28 protein-coding genes are annotated in these 23,474 nt (G+C 59.7%); 14 read left to right on the forward strand and 14 right to left on the reverse strand.

The features are described from left to right. Positions 1 to 52: 52 nt before the first annotated feature. From uvrB to B5G42_RS03010, 6 genes are all read left to right on the forward strand, one after another. On the forward strand, positions 53 to 2,014 hold the full coding sequence (gene uvrB / locus B5G42_RS02985) for an excinuclease ABC subunit UvrB (RefSeq protein WP_087266490.1): 1,962 nt from the start codon (positions 53 to 55) through the stop codon (positions 2,012 to 2,014). 24 nt (positions 2,015 to 2,038) lie between these two features. Next, positions 2,039 to 2,794: a hypothetical protein gene (locus B5G42_RS02990; RefSeq protein WP_087266492.1), complete on the forward strand. Its 756-nt coding sequence runs from the start codon at positions 2,039 to 2,041 to the stop codon at positions 2,792 to 2,794. Positions 2,795 to 2,823: 29 nt separating this feature from the next. Continuing rightward, positions 2,824 to 3,837, forward strand: coding sequence for an aldo/keto reductase (locus B5G42_RS02995; protein WP_087266494.1), 1,014 nt, complete (start codon positions 2,824 to 2,826; stop codon positions 3,835 to 3,837). 26 nt (positions 3,838 to 3,863) lie between these two features. Then, complete coding sequence (locus B5G42_RS03000) at positions 3,864 to 4,082, forward strand: hypothetical protein (RefSeq protein ID WP_087266496.1); 219 nt, start codon at positions 3,864 to 3,866, stop codon at positions 4,080 to 4,082. Between the two features lie 26 nt (positions 4,083 to 4,108). Continuing rightward, the gene (uvrA, locus tag B5G42_RS03005) at positions 4,109 to 6,934 is read left to right on the forward strand and encodes an excinuclease ABC subunit UvrA (RefSeq protein WP_087266498.1); all 2,826 of its coding nucleotides are present in this window, start codon (positions 4,109 to 4,111) and stop codon (positions 6,932 to 6,934) included. 183 nt (positions 6,935 to 7,117) lie between these two features. Next, positions 7,118 to 8,062 carry a 3-hydroxyacyl-CoA dehydrogenase gene (locus tag B5G42_RS03010; RefSeq protein WP_087266500.1) on the forward strand — a complete coding sequence of 315 codons (945 nt, stop codon included), beginning with the start codon at positions 7,118 to 7,120 and terminating at the stop codon, positions 8,060 to 8,062. Between the two features lie 48 nt (positions 8,063 to 8,110). Here the strand turns inward: B5G42_RS03010 and B5G42_RS03015 are convergent, their stop codons facing one another. Next, complete coding sequence (locus tag B5G42_RS03015) at positions 8,111 to 8,566, reverse strand: pyridoxamine 5'-phosphate oxidase family protein (protein WP_087266502.1); 456 nt, start codon at positions 8,564 to 8,566, stop codon at positions 8,111 to 8,113. Positions 8,567 to 8,730: 164 nt separating this feature from the next. Between B5G42_RS03015 and B5G42_RS03020 the strand changes: the two genes are divergently transcribed. From B5G42_RS03020 to B5G42_RS03030, 3 genes are read left to right on the forward strand one after another with little or no spacing between them, the layout of a single operon-like run. After that, positions 8,731 to 9,093, forward strand: coding sequence for an ArsR/SmtB family transcription factor (locus B5G42_RS03020; protein ID WP_087266504.1), 363 nt, complete (start codon positions 8,731 to 8,733; stop codon positions 9,091 to 9,093). Between the two features lie 13 nt (positions 9,094 to 9,106). Then, the gene (locus tag B5G42_RS03025) at positions 9,107 to 9,325 is read left to right on the forward strand and encodes a cation transporter (protein WP_087266506.1); all 219 of its coding nucleotides are present in this window, start codon (positions 9,107 to 9,109) and stop codon (positions 9,323 to 9,325) included. A 33-nt stretch (positions 9,326 to 9,358) separates the two neighbouring features. Further along, positions 9,359 to 11,209 carry a heavy metal translocating P-type ATPase gene (locus tag B5G42_RS03030; RefSeq protein WP_087266508.1) on the forward strand — a complete coding sequence of 617 codons (1,851 nt, stop codon included), beginning with the start codon at positions 9,359 to 9,361 and terminating at the stop codon, positions 11,207 to 11,209. Between the two features lie 44 nt (positions 11,210 to 11,253). Here B5G42_RS03030 and B5G42_RS03035 read toward each other — a convergent pair whose 3' ends face one another. Then, complete coding sequence (locus B5G42_RS03035) at positions 11,254 to 12,366, reverse strand: S-layer homology domain-containing protein (RefSeq protein WP_087266510.1); 1,113 nt, start codon at positions 12,364 to 12,366, stop codon at positions 11,254 to 11,256. Then, complete coding sequence (locus B5G42_RS03040) at positions 12,363 to 12,995, reverse strand: redox-sensing transcriptional repressor Rex (protein ID WP_087188013.1); 633 nt, start codon at positions 12,993 to 12,995, stop codon at positions 12,363 to 12,365. Before B5G42_RS03040 ends, B5G42_RS03035 begins: the two co-directional genes overlap by 4 nt. Positions 12,996 to 13,123: 128 nt before the next feature. Here B5G42_RS03040 and B5G42_RS03045 point away from each other — a divergent pair, with 128 nt between their 5' ends. The 5 genes from B5G42_RS03045 to B5G42_RS03065 all read left to right on the forward strand — a co-directional run bounded on the left by B5G42_RS03045 (position 13,124) and on the right by B5G42_RS03065 (position 16,069). After that, positions 13,124 to 13,513, forward strand: a complete 390-nt coding sequence (locus B5G42_RS03045) for a spore cortex-lytic protein (protein ID WP_087188012.1) — start codon at positions 13,124 to 13,126, stop codon at positions 13,511 to 13,513. A gap of 12 nt (positions 13,514 to 13,525) precedes the next feature. Further along, positions 13,526 to 14,746, forward strand: a complete 1,221-nt coding sequence (locus B5G42_RS03050) for a peptidoglycan-binding protein (RefSeq protein WP_087266512.1) — start codon at positions 13,526 to 13,528, stop codon at positions 14,744 to 14,746. Next, the gene (locus B5G42_RS03055) at positions 14,743 to 15,276 is read left to right on the forward strand and encodes a peptidoglycan-binding domain-containing protein (RefSeq protein ID WP_242955354.1); all 534 of its coding nucleotides are present in this window, start codon (positions 14,743 to 14,745) and stop codon (positions 15,274 to 15,276) included. The genes B5G42_RS03050 and B5G42_RS03055 overlap by 4 nt, the downstream gene beginning before the upstream one ends. 173 nt (positions 15,277 to 15,449) lie before the next feature. After that, positions 15,450 to 15,653 (forward strand): helix-turn-helix transcriptional regulator, encoded by a 204-nt coding sequence (locus tag B5G42_RS03060; RefSeq protein WP_087266514.1) that lies wholly within the window; start codon positions 15,450 to 15,452, stop codon positions 15,651 to 15,653. Further along, complete coding sequence (locus tag B5G42_RS03065) at positions 15,650 to 16,069, forward strand: hypothetical protein (protein ID WP_087188009.1); 420 nt, start codon at positions 15,650 to 15,652, stop codon at positions 16,067 to 16,069. The genes B5G42_RS03060 and B5G42_RS03065 overlap by 4 nt, the downstream gene beginning before the upstream one ends. A 39-nt stretch (positions 16,070 to 16,108) precedes the next feature. Here the strand turns inward: B5G42_RS03065 and hisE are convergent, their stop codons facing one another. The 11 genes from hisE to B5G42_RS03120 form a co-directional block, all read right to left on the reverse strand. Next, entirely contained in the window at positions 16,109 to 16,438 is a 330-nt protein-coding gene (gene hisE, locus B5G42_RS03070; RefSeq protein ID WP_087188008.1) for a phosphoribosyl-ATP diphosphatase, read from the reverse strand. Next, entirely contained in the window at positions 16,435 to 16,764 is a 330-nt protein-coding gene (gene hisI / locus B5G42_RS03075; RefSeq protein WP_087266517.1) for a phosphoribosyl-AMP cyclohydrolase, read from the reverse strand. Before hisI ends, hisE begins: the two co-directional genes overlap by 4 nt. A 9-nt stretch (positions 16,765 to 16,773) precedes the next feature. Further along, positions 16,774 to 17,016 carry a hypothetical protein gene (locus tag B5G42_RS03080; protein ID WP_087188006.1) on the reverse strand — a complete coding sequence of 81 codons (243 nt, stop codon included), beginning with the start codon at positions 17,014 to 17,016 and terminating at the stop codon, positions 16,774 to 16,776. Between the two features lie 22 nt (positions 17,017 to 17,038). Further along, on the reverse strand, positions 17,039 to 17,794 hold the full coding sequence (gene hisF, locus B5G42_RS03085; protein ID WP_087188005.1) for an imidazole glycerol phosphate synthase subunit HisF: 756 nt from the start codon (positions 17,792 to 17,794) through the stop codon (positions 17,039 to 17,041). Beyond that, on the reverse strand, positions 17,788 to 18,510 hold the full coding sequence (hisA, locus tag B5G42_RS03090) for a 1-(5-phosphoribosyl)-5-[(5-phosphoribosylamino)methylideneamino]imidazole-4-carboxamide isomerase (protein WP_087266519.1): 723 nt from the start codon (positions 18,508 to 18,510) through the stop codon (positions 17,788 to 17,790). The genes hisF and hisA overlap by 7 nt, the downstream gene beginning before the upstream one ends. Then, positions 18,507 to 19,115 (reverse strand): imidazole glycerol phosphate synthase subunit HisH, encoded by a 609-nt coding sequence (gene hisH, locus B5G42_RS03095; RefSeq protein WP_087266521.1) that lies wholly within the window; start codon positions 19,113 to 19,115, stop codon positions 18,507 to 18,509. Before hisH ends, hisA begins: the two co-directional genes overlap by 4 nt. After that, a complete protein-coding gene (hisB, locus tag B5G42_RS03100; RefSeq protein ID WP_087266523.1) occupies positions 19,115 to 19,690 on the reverse strand; it encodes an imidazoleglycerol-phosphate dehydratase HisB in 576 nt (191 codons plus the stop codon). Before hisB ends, hisH begins: the two co-directional genes overlap by 1 nt. 12 nt (positions 19,691 to 19,702) lie before the next feature. Beyond that, complete coding sequence (gene hisD / locus B5G42_RS03105) at positions 19,703 to 20,977, reverse strand: histidinol dehydrogenase (RefSeq protein WP_087188001.1); 1,275 nt, start codon at positions 20,975 to 20,977, stop codon at positions 19,703 to 19,705. Then, positions 20,974 to 21,615, reverse strand: a complete 642-nt coding sequence (gene hisG, locus B5G42_RS03110) for an ATP phosphoribosyltransferase (RefSeq protein ID WP_087188000.1) — start codon at positions 21,613 to 21,615, stop codon at positions 20,974 to 20,976. Before hisG ends, hisD begins: the two co-directional genes overlap by 4 nt. Next, positions 21,612 to 22,781: an ATP phosphoribosyltransferase regulatory subunit gene (gene hisZ / locus B5G42_RS03115; protein ID WP_087187999.1), complete on the reverse strand. Its 1,170-nt coding sequence runs from the start codon at positions 22,779 to 22,781 to the stop codon at positions 21,612 to 21,614. The genes hisG and hisZ overlap by 4 nt, the downstream gene beginning before the upstream one ends. A 119-nt stretch (positions 22,782 to 22,900) precedes the next feature. Next, the gene (locus B5G42_RS03120; protein WP_087266525.1) at positions 22,901 to 23,413 is read right to left on the reverse strand and encodes a ferritin; all 513 of its coding nucleotides are present in this window, start codon (positions 23,411 to 23,413) and stop codon (positions 22,901 to 22,903) included. Positions 23,414 to 23,474 lie beyond the last annotated feature (61 nt).

Below are 23,474 nucleotides of genomic sequence, written 5' to 3' on the forward strand. Positions count from 1 at the left end.
ATCGTTGCAATGGAACTGATGTTCTGATACAATGTGTCTGAGAGGTGATGGTATGCCTAAATTTGAAGTGGTAAGCGAATATCAGCCGGCAGGCGATCAGCCCGAGGCCATTGCCGCCCTGGCGGCAGGCATCGAAAACGGGTTGGATGAGCAAACCCTGCTGGGCGTCACCGGTTCGGGCAAGACCTTCACCATGGCCAAGGTCATCGAGGCGGTCCAGCGGCCCACCCTGGTGCTGGCCCACAACAAGACCCTGGCCGCCCAGCTGTGCGCCGAGTTCAAGGAGTTCTTCCCCAACAACGCGGTGGAGTATTTCGTGTCCTACTATGACTACTACCAGCCCGAGGCCTATATTCCCCACACCGATACCTTTATCGAAAAGGACTCGGCGGTAAACGAAGAGATTGACCGGCTGCGGCTGGCGGCCACCGCCTCCCTGATGGAGCGGCGGGACGTGATCGTGGTGTCCTCGGTGTCCTGTATCTACGGCCTGGGCGAGCCGGAGGACTTCGCCAAAATGATGGTCTCCCTCCGGGTGGGCGCTCAGATGGAGCGGGACGAGCTGCTGAAAAAGCTGGTGGCCATCCGCTATGAGCGCAACGACATCGCTTTTGAGCGCAATATGTTCCGGGTCCGGGGAGACACAGTAGAGATCTTCCCGGCCTACTGGAAGGACTCCGCCATCCGGGTGGAGTTTTTTGGAGATGAGATCGACCGCATCTCCGAGATCAACGTGGTCACCGGCTCCCCCATCCGGCGGCTCAACACCATCCCCATCTGGCCTGCCACCCACTACGTCACCCCCAAGGAAAAAATGGACGCCGCCATCCAGGAGATCTATAAGGAACTGGAGGAGCGTGTGGCCTTCTTCGAGCGGGAGGGCAAGCTTATCGAGGCCCAGCGCATCAAGCAGCGCACCATGTACGACGTGGAGATGATGCAGGAACTGGGCTACTGCACCGGTATTGAGAACTACAGCCGGGTCATTGAGGGCCGTCCCGCCGGGTCTCCCCCCCGCACCCTGCTGGACTACTTCCCCAAGGATTTTGTCCTCTTCATCGACGAGAGCCACGTGACCCTCCCCCAGGTGCGGGCCATGTACAACGGTGACCGCGCCCGAAAGACCTCCCTGGTGGACTACGGCTTCCGTCTCCCCTGCGCCTTTGACAACCGGCCTCTGAAGTTTGAGGAGTTCCAGAAGCGCCTCAACCAGGTGGTCTATGTGTCCGCCACCCCCGGCGAGTACGAGCGGGAGCGGTCAGGCCAGATCGTGGAGCAGGTCATCCGTCCCACCGGCCTGCTGGACCCCAAGATCGAGGTGCGCCCGGTGGAGGGCCAGATCGACGACCTCATTGGGGAGATCAACGACCGCACCGCCCGCAAGGAACGGGTGCTGGTCACCACCCTCACCAAGAAGATGGCGGAGGATCTCACCGCCTATCTCACCAATGCCGGCATCAAGGTGCGGTATATGCACCACGATATCGACACCATCGAGCGGATGGAGATCATCCGGGACCTGCGGCTGGGCACCTTCGACGTGCTGGTGGGCATCAACCTGCTGCGCGAAGGTCTGGACCTGCCGGAGGTCTCCCTGGTGGCCATTCTGGACGCCGACAAGGAGGGCTTCCTCCGCTCCGAGACCTCCCTGATCCAGACCATCGGCCGTGCCGCCCGAAACGCCCAGGGTCTGGTGGTCATGTACGCCGACTCCATCACCCCCTCCATGCGCCGGGCCATGGACGAGACCGAGCGCCGCCGTGCCAAGCAGGACGCTTTCAACCAGGCCCACGGCATCGTGCCCAAGACTGTCATCAAGTCGGTGCGGGACGTCATCGACCTGTCCGAGGACAAGGGCGAGCTGCCCCACTCCAGGAAGGCTCTGTCCAAGAAGGAGAAGGAGGCCGCCATCGCTAAGCTGGAGAAGGAGATGAAAGAAGCTTCCAAGAGATTGGAATTCGAGTACGCCGCCGTCCTCCGGGACCGCATCATTGAGCTGCGGGGCCAGGGGTGACCTCTTACAAGGAGGGCTGTTATCATGTACGACCGGCTGAAAAAGATCCTGCCCATTGTTTTGATCGTCATTGTCGCTGTCTTTTCGGTCCTCTACTTCTTCATTGGCCGCCGGTACGGCGTGGAGTACCAGGACGCCCTCTACTTCCTCAACTCCGAGGGCGGCGCCACAGTGTACTCCGCCAAGGTGGACGGCCAGAGCGCCTCCTTCACGGTAGAAGGAAACACCGTCACTTACCACTGGGGGGACACGGTCTACGGCCCCTATACCGTCCGTGAAGACCCCACTGCCGCCCCAGGCGGAGAGTGGGAGTCCCTGGACCTGATCGGTGTAGAGATCCGGGAGGAGGACAGCATTCTTTTTCGGGGCGGATACACCGAAGATCTGTTTCTGTTTATACGGGAGGACGGCGAGCCTGATTCCGACCTCTTTCATGTCACCTACTCGGTGAACGGTGTCGAACACGACGCAGACGGCAATGTGGTGGACCCACACCGGCCCAGCCTGTCCACCCTCATCCGATTCTCCCAGCTGCCCCAAGCGGATGCCCACCGGGGTAATTCCCTGATGTGGTTTCTGGGTCTCTTCCTTGCCGGGATTGCCGCCCTGCTCATTAAATTCGACGACACCCTGTTCCGCCTTCACCTGTCCTTCCGGGTCAAGTATCCGGAGGACGCCGAGCCCTCTGACTGGGAGATCTTTTCCCGTATCTTTAGCTGGATCGCATTTACACTTCTCTCCCTCGGACTATTCATCGCGGGAGTCGTTATCATTAGCTGACCAAACATCATAAAAGTGAGGTTTTTGTCATGAATTACGTCACACTTGGTAAAACTGGTCTTAAAGCTGCCCAGGTTTCCTTCGGCGGCATCCCGATCCAGCGTTCCGACGCCGCCAATACCAAGGCGGTGGTGGACAAGCTGGAGCAGTATGGCATGAACTACATCGATACCGCCCGAGGCTACACCGTGTCCGAGGAGTATCTGGGCGCCGCCCTGGAGGGCCGCCGGGATAAGTTCATCCTGGCTACCAAGTCCATGGCCCGGGACAAGGAGTCCATGGCCAAGGATATCGACATCAGCCTGAAAAACCTGCGCACCGACTACATCGACGTCTACCAGATCCACAACCTGCCCGAGGCTGAGATTGACAAGGTGTTTGGCGAAGGCGGTGCCTGGGAGGCACTGAAGGAGGCCAAGGCCGCCGGTAAGATCGGTCATCTGGGCGTCACCGCCCACAACGTGGATGCGCTGAAGAAGATGATCGAGCTCCACGGCGACAAGATCGAGACTGTCATGTTCCCCTACAACATCGTGGAGACCCAGGGCCACGAGGTATTGAAGAAGGCCAAGGAGATGGGGATCGGCACCATTGCCATGAAGCCCATGGCCGGCGGCAATCTGGACGACTGGAACCTGGCCCTGCGGTTCATCGCCGCCTCCGGCGTCATCGACATCGCCATTCCCGGCATGGGCTCTCCCGAGGAGGCCGACCGCAACGCCGAGGCCGCTGAGCACTTCTCCCCTCTCACCCAGGAGGAGCTGGCCGAGTGCGACCGCATCCGCAAGGAACTTGGCAACGAGTTCTGCCGCCGCTGCAACTACTGTGCCCCCTGCCCCAACGGCATCAGCATCCCCAACTGCTTCCTGATGGCCAACTATGCCCGCAAATACGGTCTGGCCGACTGGGCCAAGGCTCGGTACGACGCCATGCAGTACCACGCCGGCTCCTGCGTCCAGTGCGGCGCCTGCGAGAAGCGCTGCCCCTACAACCTGCCCATCCGGGATATGCTGACCAAGGTGGCAGATCTGTTCGGCTATTGATATCAGCATAGAGGAAGGTGGATCCTATGGAATTGAACACTCTGAATCCCGACGCTGAGTATGGTCTGATGGATGCGCTGGCGGTCTATCTGCCCTTCTTCATCGGCCTGATCGCCCTGGTCCTCATTGTTCTGGCCGTCCTGCCCAAACTTCCCAAGCCCATGCGCATCCTGTTCGGGATCGCCGGCGGTGCGCTGCTGTTCCTGGCCCTGTGGTATTTCATTTTCCACACCAACTTCTCGTAAACGCTGAATCAAAAGGATTTTATCTTATGCTGGATCATATTTCCGTCAAAGGCGCTCGCGCCAACAATCTGAAAAACATCGACGTGGACATCCCGCGGGACAAGCTGGTGGTGCTCACCGGCCTGTCCGGCTCGGGCAAGTCCTCTCTGGCCTTTGACACCATCTATGCCGAGGGACAGCGCCGCTATGTGGAGTCCCTGTCCTCCTACGCCCGGATGTTTTTGGGGCAGATGGAGAAGCCCGACGTGGACTACATCGACGGCCTCTCCCCCGCCATCTCCATCGACCAGAAGACCACCTCCAAAAACCCCCGGTCCACCGTGGGCACCGTCACCGAAATTTATGACTACCTCCGTCTGCTGTGGGCCCGGGTAGGCACCCCCCACTGCCCCAAGTGCGGCAAGGAGATTAAGCAGCAGACCATCGACCAGATCATTGACCAGGTGCTGGAGCTGCCCGAGGCCACCCGCATTCAGGTCATGGCCCCGGTGGTCCGCGGCAAGAAGGGCACCCACCAGAAACTGCTGGAGGACGCCCGCAAGTCGGGCTACGTCCGCTGCCGGGTGGACGGCTCTCTGTACGACCTGACGGAAGAGATCGAGCTGGACAAGAACAAGAAGCACAACATCGAGATCGTGGTGGACCGGCTGGTCATCAAAGAGGATATCGCCCGCCGGCTCACCGACTCGGTGGAGGTGGCCTCCAACCTGGCCGGCGGCCTGGTTGTCATCAACATCGTGGGCGAGGACCGGGATATCATGTTCTCCCAGAATTACGCCTGTGAGGACTGCGGCATCTCCATCGAGGAGCTGTCCCCCCGTATGTTCTCCTTCAACAACCCCTTCGGTGCCTGCCCCACCTGTACCGGCCTGGGCTCTCAGCTGAAGGTGGACCCGGACCTCATCATCCCCAACAAAGAACTGTCCATCCTGGAGGGGGCCATCACCGCCTCCGGCTGGAACAACATCAAGGGGGATTCCATCTCCCGGATGTATTTTGAGGCTCTGTCCAAGAAGTACAACTTCAAGCTGACCACCCCCATCAAAGACCTGCCGGCAGAGATCATGGATATCATCCTCTACGGCACCAAGGGAGAAAAGCTGAAGCTGACCTATGAGCGGGAGAACGGCCACGGCACTCTGATGCAGCCCTTTGAGGGCATCATCAACAACCTGGAACGCCGTTATAAGGAGACCCAGTCTGACGCCATGCGCCGGGATCTGGAGGACTGCATGGGCGAACGCCCCTGCCCCGACTGCGGCGGCAAGCGCCTGCGGAAGGAGGCCCTGGCTGTCACCGTGGGGGGCATCAACATCGACACCTTCTGCCGCAAGTCCGTGACCGAAGCACTGGACTTTTTGGACCACCTGGAGCTCTCCGATCAGAAAATGCTCATCGCCGACCGCATCCTGAAGGAGATCAAGAACCGGTTGGGCTTCCTCCAGAGCGTGGGCCTGCAATATCTGACCCTGAGCCGGGCCGCCGCCACTCTGTCCGGCGGTGAGAGCCAGCGTATCCGCCTGGCCACTCAGATCGGCTCCTCCCTGATGGGGGTACTCTACATTCTGGACGAGCCCTCCATCGGCCTGCACCAGCGGGACAACGACAAGCTGCTGGCCACGCTCAAGCACCTGCGTGACCTGGGCAACACCCTGCTGGTGGTGGAACACGACGAGGATACCATGCGTCAGGCCGACTATATCGTGGATATTGGCCCCGGCGCAGGCGTCCATGGCGGCCAGGTGGTGGCCTGCGGCACCGCCGAAGAGGTGATAAATACCCCCGGCTCCATCACCGGTGACTACCTGTCCGGCCGGAAGAAAATCCCCGTTCCGGCGGAGCGGCGGACCGGTAACGGCCACTTCCTCACGGTCAAGGGCGCGGCGGAGAACAACCTGCAAAATGTGGATGTGTCCATTCCTCTGGGTACCTTCACCTGTGTCACCGGCGTATCCGGCTCCGGCAAATCCTCCCTGGTCAACGAGATCCTCTATAAGCGGCTGGCCGCCGACCTGAACCGGGCCAAAACCCGCCCCGGCAAGCACCAGTCCATCGAAGGCGAGGAATATCTGGACAAAATCATTGCCATCGACCAGTCCCCCATCGGCCGCACCCCCCGGTCCAATCCGGCCACCTACACCGGCCTCTTCAACGACATCCGTGACCTGTTCGCCTCCACCCCCGACGCCAAGGCCAGAGGCTACGGCCCCGGCCGGTTCTCCTTCAACGTGCGGGGCGGACGGTGCGAGGCCTGCCAGGGCGACGGTCTCATCAAGATCGAGATGCACTTCCTTCCCGATATCTACGTCCCCTGCGAGGTATGTAAGGGAAAGCGGTACAACCGGGAAACCCTGGAGGTACGCTACAAGGGCAAGAACATCTATGAGGTGCTGGATATGACGGTGGAGGAGGCCCTCCCCTTCTTCGAGCATCTGCCCCGGCTGTACAACAAGCTCCAGACCCTCTACGAGGTTGGTCTCAGCTATGTAAAGCTGGGCCAGCCCTCCACCGAGCTGTCCGGCGGCGAGGCTCAGCGGGTGAAGCTGGCCACCGAGCTGGCCAAGCGCTCCACCGGCAAGACCATCTATATTCTGGATGAGCCCACCACCGGCCTTCACACCGCCGACGTGCATAAGCTGATCGAGGTACTTCAGAAGCTGGTGGACGCGGGCAACACCGTGGTGGTCATCGAGCACAATCTGGACGTGATCAAGACTGCCGACCACGTCATTGATCTGGGCCCCGAGGGCGGCTCCGGCGGCGGTACTATTGTGGCGACCGGCACTCCCGAGGCGGTGGCCCAGTGCCCCGCCTCCTACACCGGGCAGTATCTGAAGCGGATGCTGGAGTGACCTCAGGAGAGCTGACAGCCCATTGTGATGAACAAAAAACAGGCGCACTGCTATAGCAGCGCCTGTTTTTTTGCCTTTTGGGCGGAACAGCGTTGACAAAACACCGTTATTGTATTATACTATCATTAGCTAAACTATTTAGTTCATTATAAAAACGTGAATTTTTTAACAGGAGGCAGCGCAATGAGCATTCAGAATGTGGTTCTCATCGGCGGCGGCGTGCTGGGCAGTCAAATCGCCTACCAGACCGCCTACAAAGGCTTTCACGTCACCATCTGGCTGAGGAGCGATGCCTCCATCGGCCGGGCCCAGCCCAAGCTGCAGAGGCTTCACGACATCTATGTGGCGGAACTCACTGCCGCCAAGTCCACCCCTGGCCCCTATAGTCCCGGTCTGCTGGACAACAGCCGCACCTACACTCCGGAGGAGATCGACGGGCTGATCGCCCAGGCGGACGCAGCTTTGACCGGCCTGACCCTGACCACCGATCTGGCCGGGGCGGTGAAGGACGCCGACCTGGTCATTGAGGCCCTGGCAGAGGTTCCCCAGGAAAAGATCGAATTCTATCAGAAACTGGCTCCTCTGCTGCCGGAAAAAACCATCCTGGCCACCAATACCTCCACCCTGCTCCCCTCTTCCCTGGCCCAGTATACCGGCCGGCCAGAGAAGTACCTGGCGCTCCACTTTGCCAACAACATCTGGAAGCAGAATACCGCGGAGGTCATGGGCCACCCCGGCACCGCCCCGGCCGCTTACGAAGAAGTTGCCCAGTTTGCCGCGGATATCAGCATGGTGCCCCTGCGTCTGAAGAAGGAAAAAAACGGCTACCTGCTCAACTCCATGCTGGTCCCCTTCCTGATGGCAGCCCAGAGCCTGTGGGCGGAGGATATCGCCGACTTCGAGACCATCGACAAGACCTGGGTGCTGGCTACCGGCGCCCCCATGGGCCCCTTCCGCATCCTGGACATCGTGGGTATCACCACGGCCTACAATATCCTCACCAACAACCCTGCTGCCGCCGACCCCAATACCACCTACGGCAAAATGGCCAAGCGGCTGAAAGAGGAGTACATTGACACCGGTAAGCTGGGCATCAACGCCGGTGAGGGATTCTACAAGTATAAATAAGCATTCGTACACAAAAGGGGCGCCGCGTATCTCGCGGCGCCCCTTTTTTCATTCCTTACAAAGTCGTTCCCGTCCACTGACCTGCTCCAAATCAATCCGCCACACCGCGGTGCGGGGCAGGTGCTTCTCAATGACCTCCTCCACCCGTTCCGGGCAGTCGGGGGCATATTTTTTGCAGATGGCCCGCAGAGCTGCCTTCTGCTCCTCCGGGTCGGTCACCTCATGGGCGGTCCCACGGGCTACGGCGCTGGTGAACTCCGTCTCGTAGGCCGCCTGCACCACCCGCTGATGGCCTACAGCCGTCAGGCAGACCTGGGGGTGGAGTCTCAGGCAGTCCAGCTTTTCTCCCCCCAGCCTGGAGTGAAAATAGACCGCCTCCCCCACCCGAACGCCGTTAAGCGGCATACAATAGGGCAGCCCCTCAACGTCGTTTACCGCCAACACCATATATTCGCACCGGTCCAGGGCCTCCAGGCCCACATCCCGTCCATCATCTCGCTTCATATCTATCCGTCCCTTCCGGCCCCAAGGGCCTGTTCTCTCCCCCATCATACCCCCGCCCGAGCCCCATCGCAAGAAAAACTTCCATTCCCTCTTGACATCCTGCCGAGCAAGTATATAATAATATATGAACAATAGCTCATATGTTATTAGAAAGGATGGTCGTCATGACAGACAGCAACGGCGTGGAACGGTGCGATTACAGCCACGTCCACCAAGAGATCGTGGATAAAGTGGAGCGCACCATGCCGGAAGATGAGATCCTCTACGATCTGGCAGAGCTGTTTAAGATCTTTGGGGATTCTACCCGCATCAAGATCCTGTATGTGCTTTTTGAGTCGGAGATGTGCGTGTGCGACATCGCCAAGCTGCTGGGCATGACCCAGTCCGCCATCTCCCACCAGCTGCGGGCTTTGAAGCAGAGCAAACTGGTCAAATACCGCCGGGAGGGCAAAACTGTGTTCTACTCCCTGGCGGACGGCCATGTCCGCACCATTCTGGGCCAGGGCATGGAACACATTGCGGAATGAGAGGAGTTTTACGATGAGAAAGTCATTCAAGCTGAGAGATCTGGACTGCGCCAACTGCGCCGCCAAGATGGAGGACGCCATTCGCAAGCTGGACGGGGTGAACAGCGCCACCGTCAGCTTTATGACCCAGAAACTGACCCTGGACGCCGACGACGCCCGGTTCGGCGAGATCCTCCAGCAGGCCGCCAAGGTCTGCAAAAAGGTGGAGCCCGACTGCACCATTGTGTTCTGATCCTGTTATCTGTGTAAAAAGGAGAGATGGATCATGACCAAAAAGCAAAAGCGGATGCTCATCCGCATTCTGGCCAGCGGGGTACTGTTTGTTGGGGCTGTACTGCTTCCCCTGTCCGGCTGGGCGGAGCTGGCGGTCTTTCTGGTCCCCTATGCCGTCATTGGCTGGGATGTGCTGTGGCGGGCGGTGCGCAACATCGCCCACGGGCAGGTATTTGACGAGAACTTCCTCATGGCCCTGGCCACCATCGGCGCACTTGCCATCGGCGAATACCCGGAGGCCGTCTTTGTTATGCTGTTCTATCAGGTAGGCGAGTGGTTCCAGAGCTATGCGGTCAACCGGTCCCGCACCTCTATCGCGGCTCTGATGGACATCCGCCCCGACTACGCCAACATCGAGGTGGACGGCCAGCTGCAGCAGGTGGACCCGGAGGAAGTATCTGTGGGAGACGCCATTGTGATCAAGGCTGGGGAGCGGATTCCCCTGGACGGCGTGGTGCTGGAGGGAACCTCCACCCTGGACACCGCCGCCCTCACCGGCGAGTCCCTCCCCCGCCAGGTCCAGCCCGGCGACGATGTGGTCTCCGGCTGTGTCAACCTGTCCGGCTTGCTGAAAGTCCAGGTCACAAAGGCTTTTGAGGAGTCCACCGTATCCAAGATCCTGGACCTGGTGGAGAACGCCAGCAGCAAAAAGGCCAAGGCCGAGCACTTCATCACCCGATTTGCCCGGTACTATACCCCCATTGTGGTGCTGGCTGCCGTGGCTCTGGCCCTCCTGCCTCCCCTCTTCACCCAGGTGAGCTGGCTGGATTCCATTCAGCGGGCGCTCAATTTCCTGGTAGTATCCTGCCCCTGCGCCCTGGTGATCTCGGTGCCGCTCTCCTTCTTCGGCGGCATCGGCGGGGCCTCCCGGGCCGGTATTCTGGTCAAAGGAGGCAACTACCTGGAGGTGCTGGCCAAAACGGAGATCGTGGTCTTTGACAAGACCGGCACCCTGACCCAAGGAGTCTTTAACGTCACCGCCATTCATCCCGATCACTGTGACCAGAGCCAGCTGCTGGAGCTGGCCGCCCTGGCGGAGGCCTCCTCTGATCATCCCATCTCCCGCTCTCTGCTGGAGGCCTGGGGCCAGCTGCCCGACCGCAGCCGGGTCACTCAGGCGGAAGAGCTGTCCGGCCGGGGCGTCCGCGCCATGGTGGACGGCAAGGTGATCTGCGCCGGCAACGACAAGCTGATGGATGAGATCGGCGTCACCTGGCACCCCTGCCACCATGTGGGCACCACGGTCCATGTGGCCGCCGACGGGGTCTATCTGGGGCACATCGTCATCTCCGACCAGGTAAAGCCGGACGCCCAACAGGCCATCACCGCACTGAAGGCGGCAGGAGTACGCAAAACTGTGATGCTCACCGGCGATGCCAAGCAGGTTGGCGAGGCGGTAGCCGCCCAGCTGGGGCTGGATGAGGTCCACACCCAGCTCCTCCCCACTGACAAGGTAGACCGGGTAGAGGGACTGCTGAAAGAGGTATCCCCCAAGGGGGCCCTTGCCTTCGTGGGAGACGGCATCAACGACGCCCCCGTCCTTTCCCGGGCGGATGTGGGCATTGCCATGGGCGCCCTGGGTTCCGACGCTGCCATCGAGGCGGCAGACATCGTCCTCATGGATGACAAGCCCTCCAAGCTGGCCCAGGCCATTGCCATCGCCCGCCGCACTCTGGCTATTGTCCGTCAGAACATCGTGTTTGCTCTGGGGGTAAAACTGCTGGTGCTGGTGCTCAGTGCTCTGGGCCTGGCCAATCTGTGGGAGGCCGTCTTTGCAGATGTTGGCGTCTCTGTTATCGCCATTCTCAACGCCATGCGGGCCATGCGCACCGCCAAGATGTAATAAAAAACGCGAGCCTTACGGCTCGCGTTTTTTGTGTTGTGCATTTAACTCAGACGCAGGGCGGAAACCTCGTTCAGCACGGTCTGCATGGTGGCCTTGTCATACCCGCCGTTGGAGGCAGTGCGGTCCAGCAGGATTCCGCCGTCCTTGGTGGGAGCAGAGAGGGCACACACCGACAGATAGACTACCTGGGCCCGCAGGAAGGTGCCGCTCTCCAGCATGGTGCGTTCACTCTGACGGATGGAACCCAGCGTTACCCCCGCCTCCATGGCAGTCTGCCAGGTAAAGTCAGGATTGGTGCCAGTCTCGGAATAACCCAGCGCCCGGAGCACAAAGGTCATATACTCCCCTGCCGTAATGGTGTTGTTGGGGGCAAAGACCAGCTGACCGGCGGCGTTGGTACCAATGCCGGTAGTGTAGCCCTTTTCATAGGCATAGGCCAGATAGCGGTCGGCCCAACTGGGGCTGTCCACAAAGGGATTGGTTGCCGTACTGGACAGGGCGGCCTGTTCCTCCCCCAACAGGCGAATGAACATGACCAGGCCCTCCACCCGGACCGGCTGGCGCTCCAGCTCATAGCCGGAGCCGTAGGTGGCGCCGGTGCCCTTCAGAAGGCCCATCTTAGTCAGGCCGTCAGCCATAGCGTTATAATCTACGTTTCCGCTGGCGGAGAGGGTATAGCTCCCCTCCAGACAGAGGACTGCGGTATCAGAGGTCACAGTCACCGCCACAGCGACGCTCTCCCCTGCCAGACAGCGGTGGCGGGCAGTCAGCCCACTGCCGGAGGCCACCGTATTGCCTGCCGTTGTATCCACCAGCACACCACCGGAGGCCGTAGCACTTCCTGCCAGCAGCATCACGCCGGAGCCGGAGGTAAGGGTCAGCACATCGCCCTTTTTAAAGCGCAGGTCATTGAGTCCGGACGTTCCGCCTGCTTGGGCCAAATATGCGGAATGCTCGCTGTTGAGCTGGTTCAGCGCCTGATTATAGACAGGTGCCGTCAATTCCTCCACCCGCTGCTCCGCCTGCTTCAGGGCCTCATCGGTAAACGTACCATTTACATAACTTTTGCTCACCAAAGACTGGTCGGCGGCTACCACCGCCCCGCAGCTCACCAGGATCACCCCGGCAAGCAAGATTGCCGCTGCTTTTTTCATGCGTCCTCCGAGATCATATAGCTGAGGGCCAACAGGCTGTCCGCAAAGTGAACATCTTCAATGACCACGCCCGGCGCCTCCACCGTCAGCTCGCTGTTAGTAAAATTCCAGATACCCCGTACACCGGCTCGCACCAGCCGACTGGCGGTGGTATTGGCAACGCTCCGGGGCACGGTCAATACACCGATGCTGGCCGGATGCTCCACCAGATACTCCTCCAGCCGATCCACATGATAAATGGGCACGCCAGAGCGAGTCTGGCCCACGATCTCCGGGGCCACGTCAAAGGCCGCGGCCAGCGCCACACCCGAGCGCTCAAAGTGGAAGTTCTCCATCAGGGCCCGGCCCAGATTGCCCGCGCCCAGAATAACCGCCGTATGTCCCCGGTTCATACCCAGGATATCAGAGATCTCATCCCGCAGTTTCTCCACGTTATAACCATATCCCTGCTGGCCAAATTCCCCAAAGCAGGACAGATCCTGCCGGATCTGGGAGGCTGTCAATCCCATGGAGCGGCCCAGAGCACTGGATGAAATACGCTCCACACCGGCCGTATGCAGGTCCGTCAAATGGCGGTAATACCGGGGTAGCCGCCGAATCACCGCACTGGACACCTTTTGCTTTCTCATGCGCCATCACACTCGTTCCAGAGGATATCTTTCCTATTCAGTTTACTCAAAACCGGCCCCGATGTCAACGCCTCACGGGCAATTCCTCCGTTGACGGCATAGAGTGGAAAGAAAAGGAGGAATGCAACTTGGCCGCAACAGGAACCATTCTGACCCGGGTATTCACGTCCCGGGCCCAGATCCCGGTGGCAGGCGCCACCGTAGCTTTTACCCAGCGGGGCACCGAAGGCCGCCACACCCTGCTGGCCCTGCGGGTCACCGACGCCAATGGCCGCACCACACCGGTTCAGGTAGAAACACCTGACGCCTCAGCCAGCGAGTCTCCCGGCACTGTCACTCCCTTTGCCGTATGTGATATCTGGGCTGAGTCCCCGGGCTATGAACTGCTGGTGGTGGAGAACGTCCAGATCTTTGCCGGCACCCAGACCTTGCAGGAGTTGGAGCTCATCCCTCTGCCGGAGCAGTCTGCCACTCTGCTGCCGGAGGACCCGGTCAACGTACCGCCTCAGAATCTGTAAAGGAGGGATACCATGCCAGAATCGCTGCCCATTACCCCCTATGTGCCGCAATACATCACCGTTCATCTGGGCCCGCCGGGCTCCAGCGCGGAGAATGTGACGGTATCCTTTCCGGAGTATGTGAAAAACGTGGCCTCCAGCGAGATCTACCCCACCTGGGAGCCCGCCGCCCTCCAGGCCAACATCCTGGCCATCATCTCTTTCGCCCTCAACCGGGTATACACCGAGTTCTACCCAAGCCGGGGCTACCCCTTCAATATCACCTCCTCCACCGCCTACGACCAGAAATTTATCAAGGACCGTAACATCTTTGAAAATATCAGCCAGCTGGTGGATGAGATGTTCAACTCCTACATACGGCGCATCGGCTTTGTAGAGCCTCTGGCCGCCAAATTCTGCAATGGCACCACCGTCACCTGTGACGGGCTATCCCAGTGGGGCAGCCAGGCCATGGCGGAACAGGGGGCGGACTATATGACCATCCTGCGCTCCTATTACGGCGATAACATTGAGCTGGTGACCAACGCCCCGGTCCAGGGCATCCGCTACTCCTACCCCGGCTATCCCATCCGCCGGGGAGACAGGGGCGAGGCGGTACAGCGCATCCAGGTCATGCTCAACCGTATCTCCCGGGACTACCCCGCCATTCCCAAGGTCTACCCGGTGGACGGGGTCTTTGGTCCCGCCACCGAGGCGGCGGTCAAGAAATTCCAGTCCATCTTTGATCTGACTCCCGACGGCATTGTGGGCAATTCCACCTGGTACAAGATGGTGTTCCTCTATGTGGGGGTGCTGGATCTGGCAGAGCTCATCAGTCAGGGGCAGACCTATTACCCCGGCAGCGGAAGCCAGCCCTTCCCCAACGTGCTGGCCGAGGGCGCCAGAGGTGATTCTGTACGGACCGTACAATATGTGCTGTCGGTGGTGTCGGAGTTCTACAGCAATATCCCCCGGGTGGCCATCGACGGCATTTACGGTCCCGCCACAAAAAATGCTGTCATCGCGGTTCAGCGCATGGCCGGCCTGCCCCAGGACGGCATCATGGGTCCACAGACCTGGGCCGCCCTCTACCGGCTCTATGCCGGTATCGCGGACACGGTGGAGACCTATACCAACGTGATCCCGGAGCAATTCCGCCCCGATCTGCCCGAAAGCCAGGCCACCGGTTTGACTCAGTACCCCGGCCAGCCCATGACCCTGGGCTCCGCCGATGAGAGAGGAGTATCCGCATGATTGTGCCTCAAGAGATCCGCCTGATCGGCCAACCGGTCCGCAGCCTGCAAACCATGCTGCGGGAGCTGTCCTTCCTCTATGATTTTCTGCCGCGGCTCACTCCAGATGGGGTCTTTGGGGAGCGCACCCTGGAGGCCGTTATGCTCTTTCAGCGGGAATTTTTCCCGCCGGTCACCGGTCGGGTGGACCAGGCCACCTGGGACGCCATTGCCGCCCTCTACCTCCAAGCCAAGGCCCGGCTGAACGGTCCGCTCCCCTTCCGGGGCTACCCCCAGGGAGATTTCACTGTAAAGCCTGACCAGGACAGCGTTCATCTCTATCTGGTTCAGTCCATGTTCCGAGCCCTGGCCCGCCTCCTCAATGGCATCCAGTCCACCCCGGTCACCGGCCAGAACGATACCGCCACTCAGCATAATATCCGCTGGGTCCAGCAACTGGACGGCCGGCCCCAGACCGGCGTACTGGATCAGGACAGCTGGAATACCATCAGCCGGCTGTATACACTATTCGTCACCTACGGACAAAAATAAAAACTGGGCCGCACCAACATCGGCAGCCCCTATGCGTTCGCACAGCCTTCAAAAAGCAGCCGCTTTTCAGCGGCTGCTTTTTTACGGAAAAACGGAAAGTACACTTGACATTTCAAAGCATCGATGCTACACTTCAAATGTAAAGGACGCTTTCCATCCGAAGGAGGATGAACTTGAAAAATCGATTGGAAGAGCTGCGGAAAAGCAAGGGGATTAGTCAAGAGGAACTGGCCACGGCACTGGAGGTCTCCCGTCAGACCATAAGCTCGTTAGAAAAGGGCCGCTATAATCCATCCATTCTTCTAGCCTTCAAAATTGCGCGCTATTTTGGAATGAGCATTGAAGATATCTTTCTTTATGAGGAGGAATTATTATGAAATATAAGATTGCTGTACTGGTTGGCATCCTCCTGGCGGGAGGGGGTCTGTTTTTGCTCAGAAGTTCCCTGGAACTTCAGGGTATTCTGCGCATCCTTCCCTATCTCTGCATCGGGGTGGGCTGCGGCTGCTTCGGACACAGTGCTGGGGAGCTGCTGAGCCGCCGGGCTTTGAAAAACGATCCATCGCTGCAAAAGCAGCTGGAGATTCAAAAAAACGACGAGCGCAATATAGCCCTTGATCACCGTGCCAAAGCCAAAGCCTATGATATGGGCATCTACCTCTATGGCGCACTGCTTGTGGCATTTGCTCTTATGGATGTTTCCCTGCCCTTGCTTCTGCTGCTGGTTGCCTGTTATCTATTTCTGGAGGGGTACTGCCTCTATTACCGCTTACGCTTCGAAAAGGAAATGTGACACATTAAAAAGGACCTGCCATTACGGCAGGTCCTTTTCTCAGGTCTCGTGGTCCACTGTCTTCATCTGTTTCAGATTGCCGATCTTATGGCTCCGACGCTCCAATTCGGCCAGCACCGCGTCCAGAGGGATGTTCTGGTCGGCCATCATCACCATCAGGTGGTAGATGAGGTCGGAGATCTCCCCCACCGTCTCCTCCTGCTTGCCGTTCTTGGCGGCGATGATGGTCTCGGAGCACTCCTCCCCCACCTTCTTCAGGATTTTGTCCAGACCCTTATCAAACAGATAGCAGGTGTAGGACCCCTCCTGGGGATCGCTCTTGCGGCCCAGCACCACCTGGTACAGGTCCTGTAAAATGGTATCGCTCATGGTGTTTCCTCCCAAATCGTGTTAAAAAAGCAGCTGCGTGCTCCGGTATGGCAGGTGGGGCCCTCCGGGGTGCAGAGATAGAGCAGGGTGTCGGTGTCACAGTCGGTAACCATCTTCTTCACATGGAGGAAGTGGCCCGAGTTCTCGCCCTTGTTCCACAGTTTCTGGCGGCTGCGGGACCAGAACCAGGCGGTTCTGGTCTTTAAGGTCAACTCTACCGCCTCTTTGTTGGTAAAGCCCAGCATCAAAATATCTTTGGTATCCGCGTCCTGGATGATGACGGGGATCAAATCGGATTTCTGAAACAAAAGGTCCAGATCCAGCATACTATCACCTCAAAACTCCCAGGGCGGCTTCTCCTCTTTCCAGTCCCAGGGATCTTCTCCTCCCCGCCGGTCCCGGCGGGCGGTCAGCTTGGTCTGCCCCGCCGATGTGCGAGACGCCGGCCGGCTGGTGGCCGGTCTTTGTTTCACCGGTTTCCGCATCTGGTTCCCGCCCGGCAGTCGCTTTCCAGTCAACTGATTGACATTGTTTTCTCCGATCAAATCGGACACCAGATCAAAAATGTTATCCAGCATACCATCTTCCCCCTTGTGTGAGTTATCGCACCGGGATCTGTCTGGTTTCAAGATACTCCTTTACCTGGGGCACTGTCAACTCCCCAAAATGGAATAAAGAGGCTGCCAAAGCTGCGTCGCACCCAGTCTCCTCAAATACCTCCGCAAAATGGGCCAGGCTACCGCAGCCACCGGAGGCAATGACGGGGATGGATACCGCATTGGTGACCGCTTTTGTCATGGCCAGATCAAAACCAGCCTTGGTTCCATCTGCGTCCATGGAGGTGAGCAAAATCTCTCCCGCCCCCAGGGCCTCGCCCTTCTTCACCCATTCGATGAGGTCCATGCCGGTGGGCTTGCGGCCTCCGGCCACCACCACCTCCCAGGTGCCGTCTCCCCGGGACCGGGCGTCCACCGCCAGCACCACGCACTGGGAACCGAACCGCTCCGCCGCTTCGGAAATCAGTTCAGGCCGGGCCACGGCGGCGGAGTTGACAGAGATCTTGTCCGCCCCTGCCCGCAGCAGCCGCTGGAAGTCCTCCAGAGTACGGATGCCACCCCCCACGGTTAGTGGGACAAAGACCTGGGCAGCAGTACGCTCCACCACGTCGGCCACGGTGTCCCGGGCATCACTGGTGGCGGTGATGTCAAGAAAGACGATCTCATCAGCTCCCTGATCGGAATAGTATTTGGCCAGCTCCACCGGGTCGCCGGCGTCTCGGATATTGACGAAGTTGACCCCCTTCACCACCCGGCCGTCCCGCACATCCAGGCAGGGAATGATTCGTTTGGCTAACACTGCTCCCCCGCCTCCTTTACCGCTTGCGCCAGATCCACCGTTCCGGCGTAGTAGGCCTTGCCGATGATAGCCCCGTACAAATTCATGGCGTTCAGCTGAGACAGGTCCCCGTTGGAGGCCACCCCGCCGGAGGCCACGATCTGACAGCTTACCGCTTCTTGAAGCGCAGCCAGCCGGTCAAAAGAAGGGCCGGACAACATCCCATCGGTAGCGATATCTGTAAAGATAATCGTCCTTACACCTATCGCCTCCATGGACTTGGCGAAGTCCAGGTAGTTGAGGCCGGAGGACTGCTCCCATCCGGCGGTCTTAACGATGCCGTCCATGGCATCGATGCCTACGGCAATGCGCTCGCCATACTTGGCAACCGCCTCTTTTACAAACTCCGGATGGCTGACGGCGGCGGAGCCGATCACGCACCGCCAAACTCCCAGGGCAAAGACCTCCTCCAGGTCGGCCATAGAGCGGATACCGCCCCCCAGCTCCACCTTCAGGCCAGAGTTCTGGGCCACCGCCTGCACGATGGCGCCGTTCTGCCGGGCTCCACTGCGGGCTCCGTCCAGGTCCACCATATGGATATGGCGGGCCCCGGCGTCATAAAAGGCCTTTGCAGTCGCCAGCGGATCATCCGCCACCTGGTGAGCCGTTGTGAAATCTCCTTTGTAAAGGCGGACAGCCTTACCATCTTTCAAATCAATGGCGGGAAATAAGATCATCTGTTCAGCCCTCCGAAGTTTTTCAGAATCTGCAAGCCCACCTCACCACTCTTCTCCGGGTGGAACTGGCAGCCGTACACGTTGCCCTTCTGCACCGCCGCCACCACCGGGATACCGTAGTCGGTCTGGGCGATAACGGTGGCCGGGTCAGCGGCCACGCCACAGAAGGAGTGGACAAAGTAGACGTAGCTACCCTCCTCCACCCCAGCAAACAGCGGAGACGGGTTGGGGTAGCTCAGGCTGTTCCAGCCGATGTGGGGCAGCTTAAGATTGGTCTCAATCTTACGGACACAGCCAGGTACAAGTCCAAGTCCTTTACACTCCCGCACCTCTTCGCCCCGGTCGAAGAGCAGCTGCATTCCCAGGCAAATGCCCAGGATGGGTTTGCGTTCTGCCTGGGCCACCAGCACCTGGTCCAGACCGGTCCCCCGCAGCTTATCCGCCGCGTCGGGGAAGGCTCCCACACCAGGCAGGATGATGGCGTCGGCCAGCTCCAGCTCTTTTGGATCGCTGGTGATACAGGTTTTCAGGCCCAGGTAGTCCATGGCGTTGGTCACGCTCTTCAAATTGCCCACGCCGTAGTCCACGATAGCGGTATAACCCATCACAGCACCCCCTTGGTGGAGGTGACCCCGGTACCGGTAATCTGCACGGCCTCCTTGACCGCCACACCCAGGGACTTGAACAGGGCCTCAGTAATGTGGTGGGCGTTCTTTCCATAGTGGCACTTCATATGTAAAGTTAATCCACTATTCACCGCGAAGGCCCTCATAAACTCCTCGGTAAGGCAGGAATCATAGGCCCCGATCATGGGTTGAGGCATCTCGGCGTCAAACACCAGAAAGGGCCGGTTGGAGAAATCCAGGGCGGTAAAGCACAGGGCCTCATCCATGGGGATGAAGGCAGAGGCAAACCGCCGGATGCCCTTCCGGTCCCCCAGTGCTTCCTTCATGGCCTGGCCCAGCACGATGCCTATATCCTCCACGGTGTGGTGCCCGTCCACCTCCAGGTCCCCCTGGACATAGAGTTCCAGGCCCAGCCCACCATAGAAGGCGAAAGCCGTCAGCATATGGTCGAAAAATCCGATGCCGGTGTGGACGTCCACCCCTCCTCCCTCCAGAGAGAGGGTCAGACGGATATCGGTCTCCTTGGTGGTGCGGGTCAGTTGGGCTGTTCTCATGGTCATTCTCCTTTACTCAAACCGCACCCTGATGGAATTGGCGTGGGCGGTGAGATGCTCCGCATTGGCCAGGGTGATGATCTGCTCCTTAATGGGACCCAAGCTGGCCTCGTCATATTGGATGACACTCATAGTCTTGAGAAAGCTGTCCACGCTGAGGGGCGAGAAGAACCGGGCGGTACCGCTGGTGGGCAGCACATGGTCGGGTCCGGCCAGATAGTCCCCCAGAGGTTCCGGGGACCAGGCGCCCAGGAACACCGCACCGGCGTTCTTGATGGAGGGCAGCAGGGCCCGGGGGTCCTCGGTGACGATCTCCAAGTGCTCCGGGGCTACCTCGTTGGCCAAGGCGGCGCAGTCAGCCAGACTATCGCACACGATGGCGCAGCCAAAGTCCCGCAGGGAGCACTCCATGATCTCAGAACGGTCCAGATAGCCAGTCTGGCGGATAATTTCAGCGTCCACCGCCTGGGCCAGTTCCATGGAATCGGTGAGCAGCACGGCGGAGGCCAGCTTGTCGTGCTCCGCCTGGCTCAGCAGGTCGGCGGCTACAAATTTGGGGTTGGCCTTGCCATCTGCGATAATCAATATCTCGGATGGCCCGGCCACCATGTCGATGTCCAGCTTGCCATAGGCCTGCCGCTTGGCGGAGGCCACAAAGGCGTTGCCGGGGCCTACCAGTTTATCCACCCGGGGGATGAACCCGGCCCCGTAGGTCAGAGCCGCCACCGCCTGGGCGCCGCCTACAGCGATGACCCGGTCCACCCCGGCGATCTTGGCGGCAGCCAGCACCGCGTCGTTCAGGTTCTCGGTGGGGGGCGTCACCATGACGATCTCCTCCACCCCGGCCACCTTGGCAGGCACCGCGTTCATCATCACACTGCTGGGATAGGCTGCCGTGCCGCCGGGCACATAGATTCCCACCCTGGTCAGGCCACGGACCACCCGGCCCACCACGCCCCCGTCAGGGGAAGTCCACTCCATGGTATGGGTAAGCAGCTTCTCATTGTAATCCTTGATGTTGGCCGCCGCCCGCTCCAGGGCGGAAATCAGGTCCGCCGGGCAGCGGTCATAGGCCGCCTGGAGCTCCGCCTGGGAGATCTCACGGGGTTCAGCCTTATCAAAACGGAGAGAATAGTCCCGCACCGCTTCAAAACCCTTCTCCCGGACCGTCTCCATAATCTCGGCTGCCGCCGCGTCAATGGCCTGGTTTGCCTGGGCCGCTCGGGCCTTCATGGCGCTGATAACCGCTTTTTCGGCCGCGCCGTCTGCTTTTACGATCTGAATCATGTCCGCTTCTCCAATTCTCCCTCACAACGGGCGATAAAGTCTTCAATCTGATTCTTGTACAGCTTCATGCTGGCGGTATTCACGATAAGCCGGGCAGACACCGGCGCCACATCCTCGATGGGCACCAGGCCGTTGGCCTTCAGAGTGGCTCCCGTCTCCACGATATCCACGATGGCGTCGGCCAGGCCCAGAATGGGGGCCAGCTCCACGCTGCCCTCGATCTTGATGATATCCACGTCCATACCCTTGCCTGCAAAGAAGGCACGGGTCACCTCCGGGTACTTAGAGGCGATGCGCCGGGTCTTGTAGGTACCGTAGAAGTCGCTCCCCGCCTTGACGGCCAGGGCGAACCGGCATTTGCCGAAGCCCAAGTCCAGCACTTCGTAGAAGGAGCCTCCCTTCTCCAGGATGGTGTCCTTCCCTACGATGCCCAGGTCGCAAACGCCGTGCTCCACATAGGTGATAACATCGGGGGCCTTGGCCAGCACCGCGTCCAGGGGGTAGTTGGGCACACAGTGGACCAGACGGCGGCCCGGGTCCTTGATGGGGGAGCAATCCAGCCCGGCCCCCTCAAAGAGCTCCATGCTCTTGTCCAGCAGCCGCCCCTTGGTAATGGCGATCTTCAGCCGCTCACTCATACCCGCACCGTCCTTTCTCCGTCCTTATCCAAAACCAGCACCATCTCCGCGCCCTTGTCCCGGGCCAGATTCAGGCTGGACTCCAAAGTCCGGCAGGGGGACAGCTCGCAGGTACCGGCGGGGCGGCCATCCACCGCCTCCAGGGCCTGGGCCAGATAGCCCGGCTCATAGTGGACCACGGTGCGCAGCACCGGCAGCACCATCTCAGGCAGGGTGCGGGCCACCGCGTCCACGTCCACGGCAAAGCCGGTGGCCTGGGCCTCCCGGCCAAAGATACCCACCAGGTTATCGTACCGACCGCCGGAGAGCACAGCGTCCCCCGCTCCCTCTACATAGCCCCGGAAGACTACGCCGGTGTAATAGTCGATCTGGTGGACCATGCCCAGATCGAAGCGGATATAGGGGCCGTAGCCCGCGGCGGACAGCTCGTCATACAGCTCGGACAGGTAGTCCACCGCCGGGGTCTTCCCCGCCAGCTTCTCCGCCTGACCCAGCACCTCCACCCCGCCAAAGAGGCGGCTGAGCTGTTCCAGGGCGGCACAGGCCGGGTTGCCCCGGTAAGGCTCCAGGAAATCCTTCAGGGCCGCGAAGTTCTTGCCCTCGATGAGGGCCCGGATCTCCTCCACGGCGGAATTCTCCAATTCCAGCCGACCTGCCAGCTCCCGGAAGTACCCGGCGTGACCCAGCTCAACATGGAACTTGGGGGCTCCGCAGCACCGCAGGGCATCAATGGCGGTAACAATGATCTCCACGTCCGCCTTCTTCCCTTTTGCACCGATGAGCTCCACCCCGCACTGGGGAATCTCCCGGCTGCCGCCGTTGTGGGCGGGGTTGGCGCGGTACACTGTCTGATCGTAGTACAGCCGCTGAGGCATGGCCACCGCCTTCAGTTTGGTGGCAGCTACCCGTGCAATGGGGGTGGTGGAGTCGGGCCGCATAACGCAGAACTTACCGCTGGGGTCCCCTACTTTGATCATGCGCTCCTGGGGAATAGCGCTGCCCGACCGGGCAAAGAGATCATAGAACTCGGTCTCCGGGGTGGAGACCTCCAGAAACCCCCGCTGACGGAACAGGCGGGTTAGCTTAGCCTGGACCTGCCGCCGCTCCTGACACTCGGCAAACAGCCGGTCCCGGGTTCCTTCGGGGGTGTTGATGTTAAATTTCATGGGATCACGCCCTTTGCTTTATCGCTTTACCACACTAATATACTATAGTATCCCAATTTTGTCAAGTGCGAACCGAATAAAATACGGGCAGCCCCCTGGGGGCTGCCCGCTGCAATCGCTTAAAGAACCAGACTGGGGGCGCTGTAGACCCGGGCAGCCATTTCACTGTTAAGCATATACAGGCCCTTGGCGTCATCTCCAAAGAGCTTCATCTTTTTGATCATGTCCTCGGCGTTCTTTTCCTCCTCGCCCTGCTCCTTGACAAACCAGTCCAGGAACTGCGTGGTGCGGAAATCCTTGGCGGCCTGAGCAGCCTCATAAATGTTGTGGATCAGGCCGGTAACATAGCGCTCATGCTCCAGGCCGAACTCCAGCACCTCCAGCTTATCCTTGAGTTCCTTATCCGGCTTCTGGATGGTGTCCAGAGTGACCTTGCAGCCGTTGTTCTGCAGGTATTGGAGGAAGAGCATGGCGTGATCCCGCTCCTCCTGGGCCTGTACCTTGTACCAGTTGGAGAAACCGTCCAGTCCGATCTCATCATAGTAGATGGAAAAGTCCAGATAGAGGTAGGCGGAGTAGAACTCCTTATTCACCTGTACATTCAGCAGCTCAGCAACCTTTTGATCCAACATGGTCACACACCTCATTTATGTAATAGGATGGGTTTATGGTATCATTTTCCTAGACAAAATA

It is taken from the genome of Flavonifractor sp. An91 (genome assembly GCF_002159225.1).
Taxonomy (GTDB): Bacteria; Bacillota; Clostridia; order Oscillospirales; family Oscillospiraceae; genus Flavonifractor; species Flavonifractor avicola.

Coding starts and splice junctions, on each gene's coding strand:
- hisD (WP_087188001.1), bottom strand. CDS start 20,977: ATGATTCAGATCGTAAAAGCAGACGGCGCGGCCGAAAAAGCGGTTATC.
- B5G42_RS03065 (WP_087188009.1), top strand. CDS start 15,650: ATGAAATATAAGATTGCTGTACTGGTTGGCATCCTCCTGGCGGGAGGG.
- B5G42_RS03030 (WP_087266508.1), top strand. CDS start 9,359: ATGACCAAAAAGCAAAAGCGGATGCTCATCCGCATTCTGGCCAGCGGG.
- B5G42_RS02990 (WP_087266492.1), top strand. CDS start 2,039: ATGTACGACCGGCTGAAAAAGATCCTGCCCATTGTTTTGATCGTCATT.
- B5G42_RS03000 (WP_087266496.1), top strand. CDS start 3,864: ATGGAATTGAACACTCTGAATCCCGACGCTGAGTATGGTCTGATGGAT.
- hisB (WP_087266523.1), bottom strand. CDS start 19,690: ATGAGAACAGCCCAACTGACCCGCACCACCAAGGAGACCGATATCCGT.
- hisI (WP_087266517.1), bottom strand. CDS start 16,764: ATGCTGGATCTGGACCTTTTGTTTCAGAAATCCGATTTGATCCCCGTC.
- hisE (WP_087188008.1), bottom strand. CDS start 16,438: ATGAGCGATACCATTTTACAGGACCTGTACCAGGTGGTGCTGGGCCGC.
- B5G42_RS03020 (WP_087266504.1), top strand. CDS start 8,731: ATGACAGACAGCAACGGCGTGGAACGGTGCGATTACAGCCACGTCCAC.
- B5G42_RS03050 (WP_087266512.1), top strand. CDS start 13,526: ATGCCAGAATCGCTGCCCATTACCCCCTATGTGCCGCAATACATCACC.
- hisH (WP_087266521.1), bottom strand. CDS start 19,115: ATGGGTTATACCGCTATCGTGGACTACGGCGTGGGCAATTTGAAGAGC.
- uvrB (WP_087266490.1), top strand. CDS start 53: ATGCCTAAATTTGAAGTGGTAAGCGAATATCAGCCGGCAGGCGATCAG.
- B5G42_RS03035 (WP_087266510.1), bottom strand. CDS start 12,366: ATGAAAAAAGCAGCGGCAATCTTGCTTGCCGGGGTGATCCTGGTGAGC.
- B5G42_RS03080 (WP_087188006.1), bottom strand. CDS start 17,016: ATGCTGGATAACATTTTTGATCTGGTGTCCGATTTGATCGGAGAAAAC.
- B5G42_RS02995 (WP_087266494.1), top strand. CDS start 2,824: ATGAATTACGTCACACTTGGTAAAACTGGTCTTAAAGCTGCCCAGGTT.
- uvrA (WP_087266498.1), top strand. CDS start 4,109: ATGCTGGATCATATTTCCGTCAAAGGCGCTCGCGCCAACAATCTGAAA.
- B5G42_RS03010 (WP_087266500.1), top strand. CDS start 7,118: ATGAGCATTCAGAATGTGGTTCTCATCGGCGGCGGCGTGCTGGGCAGT.
- B5G42_RS03015 (WP_087266502.1), bottom strand. CDS start 8,566: ATGAAGCGAGATGATGGACGGGATGTGGGCCTGGAGGCCCTGGACCGG.
- hisZ (WP_087187999.1), bottom strand. CDS start 22,781: ATGAAATTTAACATCAACACCCCCGAAGGAACCCGGGACCGGCTGTTT.
- B5G42_RS03055 (WP_242955354.1), top strand. CDS start 14,743: ATGATTGTGCCTCAAGAGATCCGCCTGATCGGCCAACCGGTCCGCAGC.
- hisA (WP_087266519.1), bottom strand. CDS start 18,510: ATGATCTTATTTCCCGCCATTGATTTGAAAGATGGTAAGGCTGTCCGC.
- hisG (WP_087188000.1), bottom strand. CDS start 21,615: ATGAGTGAGCGGCTGAAGATCGCCATTACCAAGGGGCGGCTGCTGGAC.
- B5G42_RS03120 (WP_087266525.1), bottom strand. CDS start 23,413: ATGTTGGATCAAAAGGTTGCTGAGCTGCTGAATGTACAGGTGAATAAG.
- B5G42_RS03040 (WP_087188013.1), bottom strand. CDS start 12,995: ATGAGAAAGCAAAAGGTGTCCAGTGCGGTGATTCGGCGGCTACCCCGG.
- B5G42_RS03025 (WP_087266506.1), top strand. CDS start 9,107: ATGAGAAAGTCATTCAAGCTGAGAGATCTGGACTGCGCCAACTGCGCC.